Annotated in this window: 15 protein-coding genes and 1 tRNA gene; 10 read left to right on the top strand and 6 right to left on the bottom strand. The window is 35.6% G+C overall.

Annotated elements, in window-relative coordinates; all coding sequences use genetic code 11:
• Nucleotides 1-189, bottom strand: a 189-nt coding sequence (locus ACH2BV_RS02310) for a type III pantothenate kinase (RefSeq protein WP_395049006.1), incomplete at its 3' end; no start/stop codon positions are given.
• A 97-nt stretch (nucleotides 190-286) separates the two neighbouring features.
• Here ACH2BV_RS02310 and ACH2BV_RS02305 point away from each other — a divergent pair.
• Nucleotides 287-359 (top strand) — tRNA-Phe (locus tag ACH2BV_RS02305).
• A 140-nt stretch (nucleotides 360-499) separates the two neighbouring features.
• On the opposite strand, the gene ACH2BV_RS02300 is transcribed toward ACH2BV_RS02305, so the two are convergent.
• Nucleotides 500-1,054 (bottom strand): REP-associated tyrosine transposase, encoded by a 555-nt coding sequence (locus tag ACH2BV_RS02300; protein WP_395049004.1) that lies wholly within the window; start codon nucleotides 1,052-1,054, stop codon nucleotides 500-502.
• A gap of 414 nt (nucleotides 1,055-1,468) precedes the next feature.
• Complete coding sequence (gene ppdK / locus ACH2BV_RS02295; protein ID WP_395049003.1) at nucleotides 1,469-4,222, bottom strand: pyruvate, phosphate dikinase; 2,754 nt, start codon at nucleotides 4,220-4,222, stop codon at nucleotides 1,469-1,471.
• A 478-nt stretch (nucleotides 4,223-4,700) separates the two neighbouring features.
• Between ppdK and ACH2BV_RS02290 the strand changes: the two genes are divergently transcribed.
• The 9 genes from ACH2BV_RS02290 to acs all read left to right on the top strand — a co-directional run bounded on the left by ACH2BV_RS02290 (nucleotide 4,701) and on the right by acs (nucleotide 15,758).
• The gene (locus tag ACH2BV_RS02290) at nucleotides 4,701-5,120 is read left to right on the top strand and encodes a helix-turn-helix domain-containing protein (RefSeq protein WP_395049001.1); all 420 of its coding nucleotides are present in this window, start codon (nucleotides 4,701-4,703) and stop codon (nucleotides 5,118-5,120) included.
• 108 nt (nucleotides 5,121-5,228) lie between these two features.
• The gene (locus ACH2BV_RS02285) at nucleotides 5,229-6,530 is read left to right on the top strand and encodes a hypothetical protein (protein ID WP_395049000.1); all 1,302 of its coding nucleotides are present in this window, start codon (nucleotides 5,229-5,231) and stop codon (nucleotides 6,528-6,530) included.
• Between the two features lie 24 nt (nucleotides 6,531-6,554).
• Nucleotides 6,555-8,339 carry an MFS transporter gene (locus ACH2BV_RS02280; RefSeq protein ID WP_395048998.1) on the top strand — a complete coding sequence of 595 codons (1,785 nt, stop codon included), beginning with the start codon at nucleotides 6,555-6,557 and terminating at the stop codon, nucleotides 8,337-8,339.
• Nucleotides 8,340-8,349: 10 nt separating this feature from the next.
• The gene (locus ACH2BV_RS02275) at nucleotides 8,350-8,577 is read left to right on the top strand and encodes a DUF6814 family protein (RefSeq protein ID WP_395048996.1); all 228 of its coding nucleotides are present in this window, start codon (nucleotides 8,350-8,352) and stop codon (nucleotides 8,575-8,577) included.
• Between the two features lie 72 nt (nucleotides 8,578-8,649).
• Entirely contained in the window at nucleotides 8,650-8,844 is a 195-nt protein-coding gene (locus ACH2BV_RS02270; RefSeq protein ID WP_395048995.1) for a hypothetical protein, read from the top strand.
• Nucleotides 8,837-11,548: an ATP-binding protein gene (locus tag ACH2BV_RS02265; RefSeq protein ID WP_395048994.1), complete on the top strand. Its 2,712-nt coding sequence runs from the start codon at nucleotides 8,837-8,839 to the stop codon at nucleotides 11,546-11,548. The genes ACH2BV_RS02270 and ACH2BV_RS02265 overlap by 8 nt, the downstream gene beginning before the upstream one ends.
• Nucleotides 11,545-11,907, top strand: a complete 363-nt coding sequence (locus ACH2BV_RS02260; RefSeq protein ID WP_395048993.1) for a response regulator transcription factor — start codon at nucleotides 11,545-11,547, stop codon at nucleotides 11,905-11,907. The genes ACH2BV_RS02265 and ACH2BV_RS02260 overlap by 4 nt, the downstream gene beginning before the upstream one ends.
• A gap of 16 nt (nucleotides 11,908-11,923) precedes the next feature.
• Nucleotides 11,924-13,825, top strand: coding sequence for an AMP-binding protein (locus ACH2BV_RS02255; protein ID WP_395048991.1), 1,902 nt, complete (start codon nucleotides 11,924-11,926; stop codon nucleotides 13,823-13,825).
• 25 nt (nucleotides 13,826-13,850) lie between these two features.
• Nucleotides 13,851-15,758 carry an acetate--CoA ligase gene (acs, locus tag ACH2BV_RS02250; RefSeq protein WP_395048990.1) on the top strand — a complete coding sequence of 636 codons (1,908 nt, stop codon included), beginning with the start codon at nucleotides 13,851-13,853 and terminating at the stop codon, nucleotides 15,756-15,758.
• Nucleotides 15,759-16,305: 547 nt separating this feature from the next.
• Here acs and ACH2BV_RS02245 read toward each other — a convergent pair.
• From ACH2BV_RS02245 to ACH2BV_RS02235, 3 genes are all read right to left on the bottom strand, one after another.
• Complete coding sequence (locus tag ACH2BV_RS02245; protein ID WP_395048988.1) at nucleotides 16,306-17,895, bottom strand: T9SS type A sorting domain-containing protein; 1,590 nt, start codon at nucleotides 17,893-17,895, stop codon at nucleotides 16,306-16,308.
• A 235-nt stretch (nucleotides 17,896-18,130) separates the two neighbouring features.
• Nucleotides 18,131-21,058: an alpha-amylase family glycosyl hydrolase gene (locus tag ACH2BV_RS02240; protein ID WP_395048987.1), complete on the bottom strand. Its 2,928-nt coding sequence runs from the start codon at nucleotides 21,056-21,058 to the stop codon at nucleotides 18,131-18,133.
• A gap of 59 nt (nucleotides 21,059-21,117) precedes the next feature.
• Complete coding sequence (locus ACH2BV_RS02235) at nucleotides 21,118-22,188, bottom strand: SusE domain-containing protein (protein ID WP_395048985.1); 1,071 nt, start codon at nucleotides 22,186-22,188, stop codon at nucleotides 21,118-21,120.
• Between the last annotated feature and the right edge of the window lies 1 nt (nucleotide 22,189).

Here is a 22,189-nt window from a genome sequence, read left to right as displayed (position 1 = left end):
AAAAGCTTGTTTTTCGACATCCGAAACGGATGATACGACTAAATAAGAGATCTTTTTGTACTTATTTAAAATATTTTGAATGCTTTTTTCGAGCTCTGTTTTCAGAAAAACAAAGGCCTCTAAAAGGGTACTTCCCTCAAATACAGCGGCTTTAATTCTGGTATTACCAACATCAACAGCTAGAATCATAATTTATATTTAACGCTGCGAAGTTACGAATAGATTTTTTTTAATAATTGTTTTGTATAAATTAAAAATCATTCTATATTTGCACCCGCATTAGCGAGGTACCTTAGCTCAGATGGTAGAGCAATGGACTGAAAATCCATGTGTCCCTGGTTCGATCCCTGGAGGTACCACAAAACCCACTCAAACGAGTGGGTTTTTTGTTTTTAATTTGTGTTATTTTTGTCATTTCGACGATAGCAAAATACATCCTCATTACTACCGATAGCGCGGATTTACAATCCGTGCCCACAACCACAACCCACAATCAATTTCAAAACAAATCTAACAAAACAACTTCTAATTCATTCTCTAAACCAGCATAATTTCTTGCAGAACTAAAATAATAATCTTCAGGCAATGCTACTATTTTGTCTTCTACAGGATTGTTATGGATGTAATTTATTTTTTGTTTTATAAACCAATTAGTTTCAACAATTTCAGCATGATAACCTCCTTGCCAAACTTTATATTTCTGCTCTCTTTTTAAATGTTCACATGATTTTTGAAAATAATCCAACATCCATTCTCGACGACTTTCTGTCTCTTCAATAGTAGTTTTGACTATTTGCTTTGAGGTGTGTTTTTTTAAATCTCTCATTACGTCCGATAATATAAAACCGTTTGTTGCCTTGCAAAGCAAATGCAAATGACTTGGCATTAAACAATAAGCATAGATTTCAAGCCCTTTTTTCTCTTGACAATGTTTTAGAGAATTTATAATATTGTATTTCTGACTTAATCTTGTAAAAACATCTATCCAGCCTACCGTTGTAATGGTTATAAAATAAGCTTCTTCTGTTGTTGTAGCCTTGTATTTTGTTGACATAAATTTTTGTTTTTAAAAAACAAAACTACAACCTAAAAAGTTGTAGTTTTTGTGTTGGTTTGCTCTTGTTTGTCGGCACGGATTGCAAATCCGCGCTATCGTTCGTGAGAATATTTTGTTATATCAGAGCGATCGGGTCAAATCAATCTCTTTAAAATTTTTTGGATTTTTAGAAATGATGTTATCTATTATCTTGATAAACGAATTTTTTTCAAGTGAACCAAGCTTATCTAGTATTTTTTCTAATTTCATTTTGTTAAAATTATTGATTATTATCTCTCAAATATAATCTATTTAAAATTCCTACAATTGAGGTTTCCCGTAAACGAGCAATTTTTATTTAATTCTAAAACAAAAAAACGGCAACCCTTTCGGGATGCCGTCTTTCATTATAAATAAAACAGGTTTCAGAATTTATTTTCTTGGAAATAACAAAGCTGCCTGCGCTGCTGCTAATCTTGCAATTGGCACACGGAAAGGAGAGCAACTTACGTAGTTCATCCCAATTTTGTGACAGAAAACAACGCTTTCAGGATCTCCACCGTGTTCACCACAAATACCAACTTTTAGATTTGGTTTTGTTTGACGACCTCTTTCTACCCCAATTTTTATCAACTCGCCTACACCTTCCTGATCAATAGTCTGGAAAGGATCATCTGGAAGAATTCCTAAGTCAAGATATTTTGGAAGGAATCCGCCAATATCATCACGGCTGAAACCAAAACTCATTTGTGTTAAGTCATTTGTTCCAAAACTGAAGAAATCAGCCTCTTCTGCCATACTATTTGCTTTTAAAGCAGCACGAGGAATTTCGATCATTGTTCCATACAAATATGGAATCTTTTTAACCCCTAATTTTTCACATGTTTCTTTGTAAACAGCATCAACGATTTCTCTTTGATGTTTTAATTCATTTTTAGAACAAGTAACAGGAACCATAATTTCAGGCATTGCTTTTTTACCTTCTTGAATCAACTCAGCCGATGCTTCAAAGATAGCTCTAATTTGCATTTCGGTGATTTCAGGATAACTAACTCCTAAACGAACTCCTCTATGTCCTAGCATTGGATTATTTTCGTGCAAAGCCAGAACTCTTCTGTTTAATACACCCATACTAATCCCTAATTCTTTACTTAATTGAATTAATTTTTCTTTATCATGAGGAACAAATTCGTGCAATGGTGGATCGAGCAAACGAATTGTTACTGGAAAACCACTCATAACACCTAATGTTCTTTTAATATCTTTTTTCACATATACGAATAAACCATTCAAAGCAGTTCTTCTTTCTTTTTCGGTTTTACTCACAATCATTTTGCGCAATAAGAAAAGTGGTTGATCACTTCCTTCTCCATAAAACATATGTTCTGTGCGGAAAAGTCCAATTCCTTCGGCTCCAAATTTCGCTCCTTGTTCAGCATCCCCTGGAGTTTCGGCATTGGTACGAACGCCAATCACTTTTGTTTTATCAACTAATTTCATTAGATTTTTGTAGGATTCATTTTTATCTAAATCAACATCTACCAATTCCATACTTCCAAGGTAAACAAGTCCTTTTGTACCATCAAGACTTAACCAATCGCCTTCTTTGATAAAAGTACCATCGTTAGCTCTAAAAGATTTAGTTTCGCTATTAATTTGAATATCATTACAACCAACGATACAACATTTTCCCCAGCCTCTAGCCACTAATGCAGCGTGAGAAGTCATTCCCCCTTTAGTAGTTAGAATAGCTTGAGATTTGTGCATTCCATCGACATCTTCAGGAGAGGTTTCTTCTCTAACTAAGATTACTTTTTCACCACGGCTTGCCCATTCAACAGCATCGTTAGAAGAGAAAACGACACGTCCTATTGCACCACCTGGTCCAGCAGGTAATCCTTTAGCTACTGCTTTGGTGATTTTTTGAATTTCTGGATTTAACATTGGCAATAATAATTCAACTAATTGGTTGGGTCCTACACGCATCACGGCGGTATTGGCATCAATTAATTTGGAATTGTACATATCGCTTGCAATTTTCACAGCGGCAACTCCATTACGTTTCCCGACACGGCATTGCAACATATAAAGAGTTCCCTTTTCGATGGTAAACTCAATATCTTGCATGTCTTTGTAATGATTTTCTAATCTGTTTTGAATTTCAAACAGTTGTTTGTAGGCCACAGGCATTACTTCTTCTAGAGTTGGCAGTAGTCTGCTATGGTCGTTTTTAGATTTGTCATTTACGGGAGCTGGAGTTCTAATACCTGCAACCACATCTTCACCTTGGGCATTGATTAAATATTCTCCATAAAAATAATCTTCTCCATTACCAGGATTTCTTGTAAAAGCAACACCAGTGGCACTCGATTCTCCCATATTTCCGAAAACCATAGCCTGAACATTCACAGCAGTTCCCCATTGGTGAGGAATATTTTCAATGCGACGGTATTCGATAGCGCGTTTTCCCATCCAGCTACTAAACACGCCTCCGATACTTCCCCATAATTGTTCGTTTGGGTCTTCTGGAAATGGCGCGCCTAATACTTTAATAATTGTGGCTTTAAATTCTTTTACCAAAGCTTTTAATTCCGTAACTGTTAAATCTGTATCATTTTGATATCCTTGTTTGTGTTTAACTTTTTCAAGTTTTTCGTCTAATACTTTTCTGATTCCTTTTCCGTCTTTAGGTTCAATTCCTGCAGCTTTTTCCATCACCACATCGGCATACATCATTATTAAACGACGGTAAGCATCATAAGCAAAACGAGCATCACCCGATTGTTTGATCACCCCTTCGATGGTTTGTTCGTTTAATCCAATATTCAAAACGGTATCCATCATTCCTGGCATCGATTTTCTCGCACCAGAACGAACAGAAAGCAATAAAGGATTGTTTACATCACCAAATTTTTTGCCCATTTCTTTTTCTACGGCAGCCAGTGCTATTTCTGTCTGGGCCATTAGTTCAACAGGATATTTCTTTTTATTGTCGTAGTAAGCTGTACATACTTCTGTAGTCAATGTATATCCCGGAGGAACTGGTAACAAAAGATTCGGGTGCCCGGCCATTTCAGCCAAATTGGCTCCTTTGCCTCCCAACAAATTTTTCATAGATTCATTACCGTCTGCTTTTCCGCCACCGAAATAATATACATATTTTGTAGCTTTTTTAACTTGTGCCATATTAATAAATTTTATTTATGATTATTCTATTGTAATTATTTTCCTCTCAAAGATATGGGCAATACATTGTATAAAAAATGATAATTGTCATATTTGATAATTGCCTTTTTTATTGCAAAACCAAGAACTCTAGCGCCTCGATAAAACAACCGTTTTTGCAACAAATTTGTCATCCTATCCATGACTTATTGAAAGCATAAACAGTTAAGTATCTGTTTTTAAAGATTTGAAATAAAATTAAAATACTATACTATTGTTCAGAACGTGTGCATCAATATTTAAGGCATCTCGTTTGCAAGATGTATATTCCCATACTCTATTTTAAGATTTCTGTTTTTTCACTTTTTCCAATTTTTCGCACTAAATTAGTAATGTTTTATCAATAAAATTATGGACTCCATAAAAATACAAAGAAATTTTTATGAAATAAAAATTTATATAATTGCTAATTTACTATATTTATGCAAAATTTATATATATGGAGATTTTATCCTGTCCGAAATGCCAAAATAATCATATCATTAAAAGCGGCATAATTAACAACAAACAAAGGTATTTATGTAAAAAATGTAACTATTTTTTTACCGTCAATAAATTAGGAAAAAAGATCGATGATTATTATGTAACCAAGGCATTGCAACTGTATCTCGAAGGATTGAGTTATAGAGAAATTGAGCGTATTATTGGGGTTTCTCATGTAACAATCAGCAATTGGGTAAGAACCTTTAATATTAAAAAACCTTCACAAGTTAATTACCATCCCACATATAAGATTTTTAACCATCTAGAATTAGTAGAATACTTAAAAAACAAAGAATTATTGTCCGGAGCTGGGATGATAATAACTGAGCTTGGAGACAAATTTATGTTAATAAAATGGGAACGATTCAAGGATTAACTATATTACTTTACATATAAATATATCATTATTTTTTTATCAAATAATAAATTAGAATTTGGCCGTGTTGAAACCAACTATTTTGCTAACCAAATCTTTAAATTTATTATGAAAAAAATTTATGTTATTCTCTTAATAGGAATTGCTTCTATAAAAGGATATTCTCAAACCCCAACGACAACGGCTACAACGACTACAACTCAGGTCATAGCTCCTGTAGCTACACCATTAAAAGAATGGGACGTAAGCCTTTATGGCTTTATAAGAACTGATTATATTTGGGATACTCGAAAATGTGCCCAAGTTAGAGAAGATAACCTAAATCTATATCCTTTAGATGTGGTAGTAGATGCAAACGGTAAGGACATAAACGCCGTTGGACAATCCAATTTTCTATCTATTACTTCAAGATTGGGTGTGAAAGTCAAAGGACCCGATGTTTGGGGTGCAAAAATGAGTGGAACTATTGAAGGCGATTTCTTCGGAAACACTGAAACAGCTACTACAAGTACTATTGGGCTTTTTAGATTAAGACACGCCTATGTAAATATGGACTGGTCTAAAACCTCATTGACAATGGGTCAAACTTGGTATCCTACTTTTATTCCCGAAGTTTTTCCTGGTGTTAGCGATTTTAATACCGGAATTATGTTTAATGTTTTTGGATGGGCTACTCAAGTTAAATTGAAACAAAATTTTACCAAAGAGCTTTCTGCAACGTTCACGGCTTTTAAAGAAAGAGAATTTACGGCTCTTGGCACAACAGGAACTCAAAATTCTGCATCAATTAACTCTGCTTTGCCTTCTTTAAATGCGCAACTTCAATACAAAGGAAAAAATGTGTTTTTAGGCGCAGGATTGGAATACAAATCGATGCAACCTTTGACCGTTAGCGCAACTAATCTTGTAACAAAAGAAAAAGTAACGAGTTCTTCCGTTTTTGGTTATGCTAAATATTCAAATGATAAAGTGATTATTAAAGCTTATGGAATCTCAGGAGGAAATATGAATAATCTAGTAATGCTAGGTGGATTTACAGGAACTACCGCATCAGGGATCCAGTCTTATGACCCTACAAAAACCACTTCTTTTTGGTTTGACATTGCAAGCAACGGAAAATCTATTGCGCCTGGTTTCTTCTTTGGAACCACAAAAAATAATGGCGCCGGTACTGCTGCAACCGCATTGAATTCTATCTATATGAGAGGACTTACCGGATCAAGAGTTGTAGATAATGTATGGAGAATGTCTGGAAGGATTGACTTCAAGAAAAACAAATTCAGGGTTTCTCCAGAATTAGAATACACCGCTGCAACTTGGGGAGATGCAGATTTATTTGGAAAAGCAACCACAAACAAAAAAGACGTAGGGAATCTTAGAACTATGATTTCCTGTGTATATTCATTTTAAACCAACTATTAAAACCAATAATCTATGACTAAAAAATCAACAAAAGGAATTTGGAAAGTGATTTCCGCATCCTCAATGGGCACAATGATTGAATGGTATGACTTCTACATCTTCGGGAGTTTAGCCGTTGTAATTTCAACAAAATTTTTCCCTGCCGATAATCCCACTGCCGCATTTTTGGCAACATTAGCAACTTTTGCAGTAGGATTCGTAGTTCGTCCGTTTGGCGCACTTTTCTTCGGTAGATTAGGAGATTTAATTGGAAGAAAATACACTTTTATGGTCACCTTACTCTTGATGGGTGGTGCCACGTTTTTGATAGGCTGTATTCCTAGCTATGAAACCATTGGATTTATGGCGCCTGTTTTAGTATTGATATTAAGAATGCTTCAAGGTCTTGCACTTGGCGGTGAATATGGCGGAGCCGCAACTTATGTGGCTGAACATGCTCCGGTTGGCGAAAGAGGCTATTGGACTTCATGGATTCAAACTACCGCAACAGTAGGTTTATTTATTTCATTGATGGTAATTTTAGCCACCAGAAATTTATTAACTCCTGAACAATTTGACACTTGGGGATGGAGAGTTCCATTTTGGGTTTCGATTATCATGGTTGCTATTTCATATATGATTAGAAAAAACATGGAAGAATCTCCTGTTTTTGCCAAAGCTAAAAGTGAAGGTACCACTAGTAAAAACCCTTTGAAAGAAAGTTTTGGAAATCGTTACAACTACAAATTTGTATTGTTAGCTTTATTCGGCGCTACGATGGGACAAGGTGTGGTTTGGTACACAGGACAATTCTATGCGATGAGTTTTATGAAAACCGTAATGTCTGTGGATACTTCACAAGTGGATACTTTACTCGGAATTGCATTGATTATGGGAACTCCGTTTTTCATTTTCTTCGGATGGTTGAGCGATAAAGTGGGCAGAAAATATATCATGATGGCGGGTATGCTTATTGCCGTTCTTAGTTACAGACCTATTTACAGAAGCATGTATCAACTTACGGATGTTAAGACTATGAAAGCAGGTGGAAATAATATAGTTTTAGATAGTTGTAAAGTTATTGGTGCAAAAGTAGCCACTATAAAAACGGAAGCGGACAAAAAAGATCCAACTATCATGAAAACAAGAGTTTTTATTGATCTGAAATCGGATTCCTTATTTAAAAGTGGTGCAAAATATCATTTTACTAAAACAGATACTTTGTATTTAGCCAAAGAATTAGCATTTGATGCAAAATTAAATAGTAAAAATGAAACTTGGATAAAATATGATTCAAAAGACAAAGATGGCATAATAGTGCATAACGTAGTCAAAGTCAAAAATGATCTTAAGAAAGACGAAGCTCCTGCAAAAGTTGACACTTTACAAACATTAGCACTGAATCAATTTACTGGTGGTGAATTAAAAAACAAATCGCATATTGATGGCATCAGTGAAAAACCAAATGTAGCTGTAATAAAAAATATTACAAGTGAAACAAGATGGTCATTGATATTTTTAATCTTTATTCAGGTTATATTTGTAACCATGGTTTACGGACCTATCGCTGCTTTCTTAGTAGAAATGTTCCCGGTAAGAATCAGATATACCTCTATGTCGCTTCCTTATCACATTGGAAACGGAATCTTTGGAGGCTTACTTCCTGCTATCTCAACTTATCTGGTAATGAATGGCAAAAATGCCGGAGATGCAGAGTTTTACTTAGAAGGGCTTTGGTATCCAATAATCATTACTTCGGTCTGTCTTGTAGTCGGAATGGTTTACATCAAAAATAAAAATATAAAAATTCACATCTAAAATATATCACATGGATCAGTTAAAAAGAGCTTTAGGAATGATTTGGATTGCATTGGCAATTGCCGCAGCCTATTTTTGCATATTTCAATTTGGAATACCAAAATTCATATCCGGCAAACAAGATGATTTAGTATTTGGAATAATAATCTTATTCATACTTACACCATTAATCGTAATAGGATTAGGAACTTTTGGTTACTATGCCCTTATGGGAGAATACGATGACTCCAAACATTAAAAGTTAAATTAATTAGAAAAATAGGCAATCTCTACATTTTTTTCAGTAGAGATTGTGTATTTTTATTACCAAATGAAAAAGAGACACGAACAAAAGTTGATAATACTTTCAATGCTAATGCTATTAGCGTTGAATCTTCCGCTTTTACTATTGTTTGATAGTTCAAAGCCCCTTTTTGGGTTGCCAATTATCTATATCTACATCTTTTCGGCTTGGTTGTTCTCCATTGCCACTACCTTCTTAATCATAAAAAGATATTATGAGTAGCGTTGGACTTTTAGTGATTTTGGCAGTGTACCTATTTATTCTTTTTTATATTGCTCATTGGGCAGAAAAAAGAAGCCATTCAAAATGGACAAATAATCCCTATATCTATTCGCTTTCCCTAGCTGTTTATTGTACCGCTTGGACTTATTATGGAAGCATCGGAGTTGCAGCAGATTCAGGGTTAAGCTACTTGCCCATCTATTTGGGACCTGTACTAATTATTCCGGTTTGGATGATTATTCTCAAAAAAATTATCCGAATTTCAAGAGTGAATAAAATCTCCAGTATTGCAGATTTTATCTCTTTGCGTTATGGAAACAGCAGATTTCTGGGTGCTTTAGTTACGATGGTATGCATTTTTGGAATTGTTCCTTATATTTCTTTGCAATTAAAATCTATTTCCGATACATTTCATATTGTAACAAAAACACAATCAAGTTCTGATATATTCACTGATACCACCACTTATGTTTGTATTGCCCTGGCATTATTTGCTTCTTACTACGGAACGCGCTATGTGGATGCTTCCGAAAAAAGACGAGGAATTGTTACAGCAGTTGCAATTGAGTCAATACTAAAATTAGTCTTCTTTTTAATTGTTGGCGTTTATGTAACCTACTTTGTTTATAATGGTTTTGGCGATATTTACGATAAGGCTTCAGTTCTTGAGGGTTTTGCCAAGAAAAATTCTGTTGGCGGTCTTACCAATGGAATAAATTGGCTTTTTCTTTGTGTTTTATCCTTGTTTGCCATTTTCCTGCTGCCAAGACAATTTCACACATCAATCGTAGAAAACAATAAAGAATCACATATCAAAACGGCTATGTGGCTTTTTCCATTATATCTCTTATTGTTCAATATTTTTGTATTTCCAATCGCTTGGGGCGGAAACATACTTTTTCAAGGAAAAGGCCTCAATTCAGACACCTATTCGTTATTAATTCCTCAATTTTTCAATAACAATTTCCTGACTGTTTTAGTCTTTCTTGGCGGATTTTCAGCAGCAATATCAATGATTGTAGTTTCCTCTATAGCATTGTCAATTATGTTGAGTAATAACCTGCTGATCCCTTATGGTTTTATAGGTTCGCTCAAAAATATTTCACCTGAAAAAAATAGCAAACGAATTTTAAACAGCAGAAAAATAGGTATATTTTCACTCATTATAATAGCCTATGCCATTTACAGAATTTTTATTTTAGACTATTCCCTAGTTTCCATTGGGTTGGTTTCTTTTGTGGTTATTGCTCAATTAGCACCCTCTTTTTTTGGCGCACTATTTTGGAGAAGAGGCTCAAATATAGGTGCAGTAGTTGGAATAATACTTGGTTTTTTAATTTCAATCTACACGCTTTTAATTCCTTATGCCATAGGAATTACAAAATCGTCGAGTCTATTTATACAAGAAGGTCCTTGGGGAATTGAATTACTAAAACCATTTCAACTTTTTGGATTAGATTATTTACAACCCATTCCACATGCTTTTTTCTGGAGTATGTTTTTCAATACAATGAGTTATTTGGCAGTTTCAGTAAGTTTTAAAGGAAATTATAGAGAACGCAATTATGCCGAAATGTTTGTTGATATCAACAAATACATCTCAAATCACGAAGATGCTTTTGTATGGAAAGGAACTGCTTACATATCTGACATTCAAAAAGTTTTACAGCGTTTTCTTGGCGAAGAAAGAACAAAACGAGCGTTATCAATCTTTAATCTAAAATATAACGTTGACAAAAATGCCACTATGGCCGATTCTCGATTTATCAAGTTTGCAGAGAATTTACTAACCGGACATATTGGTACGGCTTCCGCCAAAATATTAATTTCCAGTGTAATCAAAGAAGATAAAGTTTCGCTGCCCGAAGTATTAAGAATTCTAGAAGAATCTAAAGAAAACATTATAGTAAACAAAAAACTAACCGAAACATCAAATGAATTAAAAAAAATATCTGAACAACTAAAAAACGCTAATCAGGAACTAGTTAATAAAGACATTCAAAAAGATGACTTTCTCGATACCGTAACACACGAATTAAGAACCCCAATTACAGCTATTAGAGCGGCGAGCGAAATCCTTTATGAAGATGATGATATTCCTGATGAATTGAGAAAACAATTTTTACAAAACATTATTTCTGAATCCGACAGACTGAATCGATTGATTGACAAAATCCTGGATTTAGAAAAATTTGAAACCGGGAAACAAAAAATTTATCTTTCTAAAAATAACATTTCCAGAACTATTAGAAAGACATTAGAATCATTGTCACAATTAATCAAAAACAGAACTATTACTATTGATTTTCAAGAAGCAAACAAAGAAATAAAAGCTTTTTATGACGAAGAACGGATTGTTCAGGTAGTTCATAATTTGTTATCCAATGCCATAAAATTTTGTTCGCAAACTGATGGAAAAATCTCGATTAAAATCAAGGAGAACAAGGAAGATATTGAAGTCCAAATTCATAACAATGGGAGAGTAATCAAGGAAGAAGATTTTGAAGCCATTTTTGATAAATTTTATCAATCCCGGAATCAGAATGTAAAAAAACCGATTGGTAGCGGATTGGGATTAGCCATTTGCAAGCAAATAATCGAACACCACAAAGGAAGAATTTGGGCTGAAAATACTGATGGAAAAGGAGTCACATTTATATTCACATTACCCAATTACAATACAACTGAAAACATCCAAAAATGAAAAAGATTTTAATTGTAGATGACGAGCCAAACATTGTAATGTCTCTTGAATATACTTTCAAAAAAAACAATTTTGAAGTATTTATTGCTCGCGACGGTCAGGAAGCTTTGGACATTCTAAAAGATCAGCTTCCTGATATCATCATTCTTGATGTCATGATGCCTATGGTTGATGGTTTTGCAACATTGGAACAAATAAAAAAAGAGGAACGACTAAGGCATTGCAAAGTCATTTTTCTCTCGGCAAAAAACAAAGAAAAAGACATCGAAAAAGGGCTTTCGCTTGGTGCCGATTTGTATGTGGTCAAGCCATTTTCTATTAAAAAATTAGTCGACCAAGTAAATGAATTAATACAATAATTTTAAGCAACAAAAAATGAACTATAAAGATATATATACAAAAAGCATTAATCAACCCATAGAATTCTGGGCTCAACAGGCCGAAGCAATCGAATGGTACAACAAACCCGAAATCATTTTATCGGAAGATGAAAATGGGTATCCACTATGGTATAAAGATGGTGAATTAAACATTTGTTATCTGGCATTAGACAAACATATTCAAGATGGATATGGGGAAGAAACTGCCCTTATTTATGATTCCCCAGTTACTCAAACTGTCAAAAAATACACCTTCATAGAAGTAAAAACCGAAGTGGCAAAACTTGCCGGCGGACTGCAATCTCTAGGTTTAAAAAAAGGAGACCGAGCCATTATTTATATGCCAATGATTCCGCAAGCGGCTTTTGCCATGCTCGCTTGTGCCAGAATTGGAGTTACACATTCTGTAGTTTTTGGTGGTTTTGCACCGCATGAATTAGCCATAAGAATAGACGATTGCAAACCCAGAGTAATAATTACCGCCTCTTCCGGAATAGAAATAGACCGATTAATTGCTTACAAACCATTAGTAGATGAGGCTATTGAATTAGCTTTACATAAACCTAAAAGAGTAGTCGTTTTCAATAGAAAACTTGGAGCCAGAGTTCCATTTAAAAAATATGATGTTGACTATGATGCGTTAATTTATGGTTCCGAAGAAACTGCTTGTGTACCTGTAAACTCAACACATCCATTATACGTTTTATATACCTCGGGAACTACAGGAAAACCAAAAGGAATTGTTCGAGATACCGGGGGTTATGCTGCAGCATTAAAATTTTCGATGCAATATATTTATGGTGCAAAAGAAGATGAAGTTTTTTGGGCCGCCTCTGATGTGGGTTGGGTCGTTGGTCATAGTTATATCGTTTACGGACCATTAATCAACCGAAACGCCACAATTATTTTCGAAGGAAAACCAATTAAAACACCTGATGCAAGTACCTTTTGGAGAATAATTGACGATCATAAAGTAAATATAATGTTTACTGCACCAACGGCAATTCGAGCCATAAAAAAAGAAGACCCTGATGGCGAATTTATAAAACAATATGATTTAAGTTCGTTAAAAACTCAATTTTTAGCTGGAGAACGTTGCGATGTAGCCACTCTAGAATGGTATTTAGAAAATATTCCCGTGCCGGCAATTGACCACTGGTGGCAGACCGAATCAGGCTGGCCAATGGTTGCTAATATGATTGGCGTTGAAAATGCTGTTATAAAACCAGGTTCTGTGGGGAAGGCAGTTTGCGGATATGATATCAAAATATTTGGTGAAAACGGAACAGAGTTAGGTCCAAATGAAGAAGGCTATGTAGTTATCAAATTACCTTTGCCACCGGGAACTTTACTCAATTTATGGAATGATAATCCAAGGTTTCAAGCCGGTTATTTGAACAAATTCCCGGGATATTATTTTTCTGGCGATGGAGGATTTAAAGATGAAGATGACTACATTTACATCACTGGAAGGGTTGATGATGTGATAAATGTTGCAGGACATCGCCTTTCTACTGCTGAAATGGAAGAAATTGTTGCTTCGCATCATTCAGTTGCGGAATGTGCTGTAATTGGGATTAATGACGATTTAAGAGGTCAGATTCCGCTGGCTTTGGTTGTAACTAAGCTTGGAGAAGATATCGAACATTTCCAATTAGAACAGGAAATTGTAAAATTAGTACGTCAGCAAATTGGTGCAGTAGCTTCCTTACGGAACGTAGTAATTGTGGAACGTTTGCCAAAAACACGTTCGGGAAAAACACTCCGAAAACTAATGCGAAGTATAGCTGACGGCGAAAACTTTCAAATTCCTTCCACAATTGATGATGAAACTATTGTTGATGAAATTATTGAAGTTTTAAAAAAATATGGAATAGGTGTATATAATAAAAAATAGGAATCAAAAATAAATTAGAATAGTTATGAGTTACTACAAAATCGAAAATTTAGAACAATACTTCAAGCATTATAATAAATCTGTTCGTGAACCCAGAAAATTTTGGAATAAAATAGCTTCCGAAAACTTCACTTGGTACCAAGAATGCGAAAAAGTGATGGAGTTTGATATGGCTGAGGCAAAGATTGAATGGTTCAAAGGCGCCAAAGTAAACATCGTAAAAAATTGTCTTGACAGGCATCTTGCCAAAAGAGGTGAGAAAACTGCGATCATTTTTGAACCCAATAATCCTAATGAAGAAGCACAAAACATAACGTATAATGATTTATATACGAGAGTTTCTAAAATGGCAAATGTACTGCGTGAACAAGGCATTAAGAAAGGAGATCGTGTTTGTATTTATTTACCAATGATTCCGGAATTGTCAGTTGCTGTTTTGGCTTGTGCCCGAATTGGTGCCATTCACTCCGTTGTTTTTGCGGGATTTTCAGCTTCGGCAGTAGCTACTAGAATCAATGACAGCGATTGTAAAATGGTCATCACTTCAGATGGTGGATTCAGAGGCGAAAAAACTATAGATTTAAAAGGAATTATTGATGAAGCTTTAAAGAGTTGTCCTGGCGTAAAAACCGTTTTGGTTGCTAAAAGAACCAATACTTCCATTGCTATGAAAGAAGGTCGTGACCAATGGTTACAACCGCTAATTGATGAAGCATCAGACAATAGTGTTGCCGAAATAATGGATGCCGAAGATCCTTTGTTCATACTTTACACTTCTGGATCAACCGGAAAACCAAAAGGTATGGTGCATACAACCGCCGGATATATGGTTTACACCGCTTATACTTTTAAGAATGTTTTTAATTATGAAGAAAATGATATTTTCTGGTGTACTGCTGATATTGGCTGGATTACTGGACATTCCTATATTTTATACGGCCCGTTATTGAACGGTGCTACGACAGTAATGTTTGAAGGTGTTCCTTCCTATCCTGATTTTAGCCGTTTTTGGGAAATCATCGAAAAACATAAAGTAACTCAATTTTATACTGCACCAACAGCCATTCGTGCCTTGGCAAAGGAAAACTTGGAATATGTACAAAAATATCCGTTATCCTCTTTGAAAGTTATTGGTTCCGTTGGTGAACCTATCAACGAGGAAGCTTGGCACTGGTATAATGACCACGTTGGCGGAAAACGCTGTCCATTAGTTGACACTTGGTGGCAAACTGAAACCGGAGGCATCTTGATTTCGGCACTTGCCTTTGTGACACCTACAAAACCAACTTATGCTTCCTTGCCATTACCAGGAATTCAACCGGTTCTGATGGATGAAAAACGAAATGAAATTGAAGGCAATCAAGTTACCGGAAGTTTGTGCATTAAGTTTCCTTGGCCGGGAATCGCAAGAACCATCTGGGGTGATCATCAACGGTATAAAGAAACTTATTTCAGTGCTTTTCCAGGAAAATATTTCACCGGAGATGGAGCTTTGCGAGATGAAGTTGGTTATTATAGAATTACGGGTCGTGTTGACGATGTCATCATTGTTTCCGGTCATAATCTGGGAACTGCACCTATTGAAGATGCGATAAACGAACATCCGGCAGTTGCAGAAAGTGCTATTGTAGGTTTCCCTCACGATGTCAAAGGAAATGCTTTGTATGGCTTTGTAATCCTGAAAGAATCCGGAGAATATCGTGACAGAGAGAACTTGACTAAAGAGATCAATCAACATGTTTCTGACCACATTGGACCAATTGCTAAATTAGATAAAATACAGTTTGTTTCTGGTTTGCCAAAAACACGTTCGGGTAAAATTATGCGTCGTATACTTCGCAAAATAGCCGAAGGTGATTTTTCTAATTTTGGAGATACATCTACCTTATTGAATCCGGAAATCGTGGATGAAATTAAAGAAGGAAGGTTGTAAAAATAGTTGAATTTAAATAGTAAAGGCTGTCCGATAAGACAGCCTTTATTTTTTGTACCCCATTCAAGATTTTCTAAAGCAATATCAGCCCCCTTTTAGCCGTCTATAACAGCAGCTTACTCCTACTGAACTTCCTATTTTTTCTATTATACTACTAAATTATTTCTATACTGACTCTATATAAAATTATATAAGTATAGACTCAGTATAGAGTTAGTATAGAGTCAGTATAGAGTCAATACGAAGTTGACAGGACTATGACTGCCACAAGCTATGCTTTACATAGGAATATGACCCGCCTTGGATTGCGGATTTCAAGAATTGTACCGGAAAGGCAAAATGTACCGGACGTGGCCGCAAAAGGGGTATTTAAACAGTAAAGACTGTTCACTTTTCTTTAAAAGGGTTGTGCTGTCGAACTCCATCCCTGAGTTTGGATTGCGTTCAACTTGACAGCAATAAGAGCGCTTTAAAAATAGTCGTTTTAGCACAAAAAAAATCCCTTACTGCATTGCAGTAAGGGATTAAGTGTAAATTTAAAGTTGGTTTATTCTTTTACTAACTTAACAGTAGAAGAACCATTTGCAGTTGAAACTTTTGCAAAATAAACTCCTTTTGAAAGTTCAGTACCATTAACAGTAACTTCTTTTGATGAAGCAGTTTTTGCATAAACTGATTTTCCTAACATATCATATACTTGAACTGAAGTGATATCATCATTTGAAGTGATGTTCCAGCTAGTTTTTGCTGGATTAGGATACACTTTGAAACTTCCTGCGTTAAAGTTTTTAACTGCTAAAGGAGTTCCAAAATTATAAGCTCCTGTTAAAACATTAACCGTTAGATTATAAGTTCCCGCAACTGTAGGTATATTGTTTCCCGTTTTTGTTCCTGCAGGGAATAAATCTCCTCCCCAGTCACCACCAGCCCAAGCATTGTTTAGACGGAATTTTGCTCCACCACCTACAGCAAAATTTGTACATACAAGATTATTAACTGTATAATTTACACCATCAACAGTTGATAATTGATGCGTATCTAGCGGTCCTGGATTTCCAGGATCTCCAGGCCATCCTCCAACTGCTTCACCAACAATAGCATAAGTGATTTTAGTAAAGTTGTATGCTCCTGTTGTTGCATTCAAAGTAACATTGTAAGTTCCTGCGTTTCCTGGAGGTACAGTAATGTTCTGACCGCCACTATTTGTTCCAGTTGGAAAAGCAGGGCTGCCGTATTTTATAGCCCAATCATTACCGCCACGGAATACACAATCTTCAGGAACAATTGGAACATTATTCAAAGTGTAAGTAATACCGTCAGTTGTAGCCATTTGCCAAACATCTATCGGCCCAGGGTTTCCTGGTTGTCCAGGCCATCCTCCAACAGCTGCTCCAACAAGTGCTATACCAGGGAAAGTAGCTATTTTGAAAGTATAAGCTCCACTTGCGATATCTAAAGTAACATCATAATCATGTGCAGCAGATACTGGGATAAATTTTGCTGGATCATCTGCTATTCCGTCAGGAAAAGCAGTTCCGCCAAGTAGTGCTAGGGTTGGCGCACCACCAGGTGTAGTGTTTATTTCAAACTGGGCATTCCCTGCTAGTAAGGGAAGTTTTTTTATCACAAAAGTAGTCGCACTAGTTGCAAACATCGACACACCAGTAGAAGGCGTTGTTGCTGTTCCCAAAATCTTAACAGTTGGATTAGGAGTTCCGGGAGTAAAAACCCAAGAAGTAGTACTTAAAGTAAAAGTAACATTCCAAACTCCTGGAGTAGGTTGGATGTTTGGTCCAAAAGGAACAGAAACACCTGATCCTGTAGGAAAACCTGTTCCTGTCGCTGAACTATACCCAGCTGGGTTGCCGATGCAAGTATCCCAACAACCGTCTCTTCGAAATTTTATATCGGCTCCAATTCCAGAACCTGGTACGGTTTCCTTTATTAGTACATTCGCTAATGTAAAAACATCACCATCTCCCGTGGTTAAATAAACATCCGTAGACCAATCGCTAACACCGGGCCCAATCAAGGAAATACAGTGAGGATAAGGCGACCCTGGTGTACATGTTTGTGATTTACCGCTGAAGCTAAATAAAAACACAGCAATAAATAAATAAAATAATTTTGTTTTCATAATTAATAGTTTTTTTAGATTAATACACCATAAAATTATAAAAAAACAGCACATAAAAAAAGAATGCTTCAAAAAAAAACCAACTACCACGTTTTCGTGTTGATAACATTATATTGTTAACTCATTAAAACTCTGATTTCTTAAGAATTTATGGCAATAGTTGAAAAACAAATAATTACAATAAAAAAGGCTGTCCAAAAAAGACAGCCTTTGCAAATATTTTATTAAATTTTTTTTATTGCTTCAATAACTTCATCACTTTAACTTCGTTGTTTTCGTTCAGTGCTTTTACGAAGTAAATGCCTTTATTCAAATCACCAATGTTAAATTGAGAATCTTTAGATTGATTAGCATTGAAACTTTTCACTAATTGCCCAGTAATAGAATAAATTTCCACTTTTGAAGTAATTGTATTCAGCGTAAAATAATTCGAAGCTGGATTTGGATATAAATAGATTTCACCGTCTACTTCAAATTTATCCGTTCCCAATGCAGAAGGTTTATTGCCATAAATTCTAAATCCCCCTGCTTCAATGGCAATTGTCGCAGTTGGGCTTGTCACATCTATAGTAGAATTATCCATCAAGTTATACCAAGTTCCTGTATTTGGAAAATCTGGAATTACATTTTGTGTATTTACATCAAAATTTGTTAATACCACCACATTTCTTAATTGGGTAGATGGCATCGTATTATCCCAAATGAACAATCTTGGTGTAAAGGTACTTCCCGATTGAATATCAAAACCGCTATTCGCTGTAATGTTAGTATTAAAAATAGGCTCCGTAGTTTTCAGGGTAATCATTTTTGCCCAATCAAAATAGATTTTATTTCTATTTACATCTCCCAACCAATTGCTTACCCATTGTGGTTGTGGTTTTGTATCTAATTTACAATCCCCCGGAGGAACTCCTCCATCATCTTTGTCATCTCTATTTATGCTTCCATTATTACAAGTCCAAATCGATTTTTCCCAACCTAAAGCTCCAAAATGCCAAATCATTTTTGGCCCAGGAACTAGGAGGGAAACTGCGCCAATGGCAGACATTCTTGACAAAGCGGTGTTTAAATTTTTTACGTTATGAGCAGGATTGGAAGAGTTTCCGTAGGTTACATTTTTATACATTAATCGCTCCTCATCATGACTTTCGGCATACCCCATAACTCTTTTTCCAGAAAAACCATGACTGTCATAACCCATTCTTTCGAAGTTGTTTTTTGTATTATTATACCCCATTGATAATTCGTTGTAGGCTTCGGTCATTTTTCCCCACATCATCACTCCTTTGCTTGGTGATTCGGCTATTCTATAATTTGCCCATTGTTGCTCTTCATTATCATTTCCTAAATGTTCAAAAATAACATAATGCGTATCGTCTAAACTCCAAGAATAATCTGCATATTCTCTCAGCACATCCACTCTATCTTGTTGATAAGAGTTTGTACAAGCATCGCCACTAGCACAATTTTGCGTAAATCCTTTGGTTAAATCCCAACGAAAACCATCAATTTTGTATTCTTCAATCCATTGTTTCACCACTCTTTTTACGTAATTTTTAGTGTAAGTAGACTGATGATTGAAATCATTTCCAACACTATAACTATGGGTTGCTGTTACATTGAAATAAGGATTGTCAGTAGCTGGGCCGCCCCACCCGTCTCCATCGGGATCGTTCATCCACATTCTATCCATCGGGTTTCTTCCAAAAGCATGATTCAATGCCACATCCAGAATTACTGCAATTCCATTTTGATGGCATAAATCGATAAACTGTTTTAATTTAGCAGCAGGGCCATACGCTTTGTCTAAGGCCATGTGAAAAGAGGTATTATATCCCCAACTTTCGTTGCCGTCAAATTCCATTACCGGCATTAATTCGATGGCATTGACTTTCAAGTTTTTGAAATAGTCAATTCTGTCAATCAAATTTTGATAACTTCGGTTGGCATCAAAATCTCGAACCAAGACTTCATAAACCACCAAATTATCTTTTTCTGGTTTTACAAAATTAGTTGTTGCAGCGCTCCAAGCATAAGATGTTTGTCCTGTTTGTAAAACGGTAACTTCTCTGTCTTGTCCTACAGGATAAGCGGGAAGATTTGGGTAGTTCCCGGCAGGAATCCAAGGATCTTCGTCTTTATTCAAAACCAAGGTAGAATAAGGATCTGCTGTTTTAACTAAAATTGGAGAACCTACTATAGGCGTCTGATCTACTACCCAATATTGATAGGTATAATTTGTACCAGAAACTAACCCTGTGAGTTCTAACCAAAATTTAGTAGAACCAATTGTAGCATCTTTTTTCATTGCATAATTCGCATCAGGTTGCCAATTATTGAAACTTCCTGCCGCATAAATAAAATCTTTTCCCGGTGCATCTATTACTAATATAGCTTTGGTTGCATCACCAGGATTATAATTTATCCCATCAACTAAACCTATAGGCTTTACTTCTGAAACTGTTATAGGGTTTACAATTACAGAAAACTTTTTTGAAAAAGTGGTTCCTGATTGAGTAATTTGCAAATCATAACTTTTGTTGGTAACTATATTAGAATCTGTATAAGAATAAGAAATGCCATTAAAGGTATTAATGCTTGTTCCGTTTGCCAATAAATTGTAATCGGCATTGCCATTAGTGTTGTTTGCTGAAATACTTATGCTCCCTCCAGAAGCGATAACAGATGAACTGCTAACTGCAGGTGTAACCAATGTAGTTTGAAAATAACCCACATTGAAAAAGAAGTCGCCACAACTTGGCGCCAGTTTTAAGGTTTGCGAACCTGTTGCATTTCTAAAAACCATTCCCATTTTGGTAGCACTAAGTTGTTGCGCCGCATTTAAATTATAATAAACGCTGGGAGTTATGGTTTTACTCCAAGTGCCGTTGCCGTTATTGGTCATCAGACCTACACCATCATCTATTCCCCAATTTCCAACAGTATTAATACCCCAAGCATCAGTTGCTGTTGCACCAGCACCAACTCCAGAATGCAAATATACTTTTACTGGATTCGTCCCCATAGAATTGCACGTTGGACTAACAAACGAGACGGTGATAGTAATTTGATCCGTAACATTGAATGCTGCTGGCGAAATTGTTACTTGTTGCGCATAACCCAAAGAGGTCATCAATAAAAATAGAAAAGTAATTTTTTTCATATCATAAAATTTAAAGATAAAAAGGGCTGTAAAAACAGCCCTTTTTAAAAGATTTTTAATTACTGTTTAACCAGCGTATAGGTATAAGCTCTTGGCGAATTTAAATCTAGAGTGACTGTATAAGTTGAAGGGGTTAATCCTGGTAAATTGATGTCTCCACCATTGTAACTCATTTTTGTTCCGGCGTAATCGACCCCTACTTTTGCAGAGTTAAATGCTCCAAGAATTAAAGTAGTAGCGGTATTTCTGAATTTAAACCCTTTTCCTCCGTTTAAAATAATGGTAAGTTCCCATTTTTTACTCACGTTATTGTAAATCATTTTCCTGTTAACTCCGGTTGGAAAAGGCTTGGCAGTACCAAAAATTCCCCATTCAGTTGTGGTCAATGAATATGTTTTTGGACTTTTGCTAATATCGGCTTTTATCAAATAAAACCCTGCTGTTGTTACATTAATAGCAGCACCATTCAAAACAAGAGCTCCGCTACCATCATCACCATAAAACGGATTTGTTGATTGAAATACTCCTCCTGTTGCAGTGTAAAATTTATAACTTCCTACTTCTAACCACGCATATCCTTCGGTATCACTAGTGTATAAACTCGATGATTTTGTTGTTGGTGCAGTTGCGGGATTATCTCCTACTTTTGTAAAAGCCAATAATAATTGTGCAAAAGGTGTAACTTTCATGCTAACTATATTAGAATATTGTACAAAAGGATTTGCACTTTCACCTAACACTGATTTTACTCTAATGTCTATATCAACAGCAGCATCAGGAACAAATCCATTATCTAAAAGCAATGCATTGATATAACCTTCTTGCCACACTACTTTCAAAGCAGTTGAAGTTGTACTAGCAACAATAGGTTTCGCAAAATTTGTTCCTCCTTTGGCGATTTCAACGGTATATTTTGCTGACACTGTAGTGACCCCGCTATCAGCAGGACCCCAAGTTACTGTCGTTAATAAATTATCTCCGTCTAAAGGTGACAATACAAATGGACCAGTAGGATCCAGAGCATTTAGTTTGAACCCATTTGGTGAGACCTTTGGGTCAATCGTATCTGTGCATGAAGCAAATGAAATAAGCAAAAATGCTAAAGCCGTTATCTTTAAAATATTTTTCATT

It is taken from the genome of Flavobacterium sp. (genome assembly GCF_043780635.1).
Classification (GTDB): Bacteria; Bacteroidota; Bacteroidia; order Flavobacteriales; family Flavobacteriaceae; genus Flavobacterium.
This window is presented reverse-complemented; position numbering and strand designations above follow the sequence as displayed.

Coding starts and splice junctions, on each gene's coding strand:
- ACH2BV_RS02300 (WP_395049004.1), bottom strand. CDS start 1,054: ATGTCAACAAAATACAAGGCTACAACAACAGAAGAAGCTTATTTTATA.
- ppdK (WP_395049003.1), bottom strand. CDS start 4,222: ATGGCACAAGTTAAAAAAGCTACAAAATATGTATATTATTTCGGTGGC.
- ACH2BV_RS02290 (WP_395049001.1), top strand. CDS start 4,701: ATGGAGATTTTATCCTGTCCGAAATGCCAAAATAATCATATCATTAAA.
- ACH2BV_RS02285 (WP_395049000.1), top strand. CDS start 5,229: ATGAAAAAAATTTATGTTATTCTCTTAATAGGAATTGCTTCTATAAAA.
- ACH2BV_RS02280 (WP_395048998.1), top strand. CDS start 6,555: ATGACTAAAAAATCAACAAAAGGAATTTGGAAAGTGATTTCCGCATCC.
- ACH2BV_RS02275 (WP_395048996.1), top strand. CDS start 8,350: ATGGATCAGTTAAAAAGAGCTTTAGGAATGATTTGGATTGCATTGGCA.
- ACH2BV_RS02270 (WP_395048995.1), top strand. CDS start 8,650: ATGAAAAAGAGACACGAACAAAAGTTGATAATACTTTCAATGCTAATG.
- ACH2BV_RS02265 (WP_395048994.1), top strand. CDS start 8,837: ATGAGTAGCGTTGGACTTTTAGTGATTTTGGCAGTGTACCTATTTATT.
- ACH2BV_RS02260 (WP_395048993.1), top strand. CDS start 11,545: ATGAAAAAGATTTTAATTGTAGATGACGAGCCAAACATTGTAATGTCT.
- ACH2BV_RS02255 (WP_395048991.1), top strand. CDS start 11,924: ATGAACTATAAAGATATATATACAAAAAGCATTAATCAACCCATAGAA.
- acs (WP_395048990.1), top strand. CDS start 13,851: ATGAGTTACTACAAAATCGAAAATTTAGAACAATACTTCAAGCATTAT.
- ACH2BV_RS02245 (WP_395048988.1), bottom strand. CDS start 17,895: ATGAAAACAAAATTATTTTATTTATTTATTGCTGTGTTTTTATTTAGC.
- ACH2BV_RS02240 (WP_395048987.1), bottom strand. CDS start 21,058: ATGAAAAAAATTACTTTTCTATTTTTATTGATGACCTCTTTGGGTTAT.
- ACH2BV_RS02235 (WP_395048985.1), bottom strand. CDS start 22,188: ATGAAAAATATTTTAAAGATAACGGCTTTAGCATTTTTGCTTATTTCA.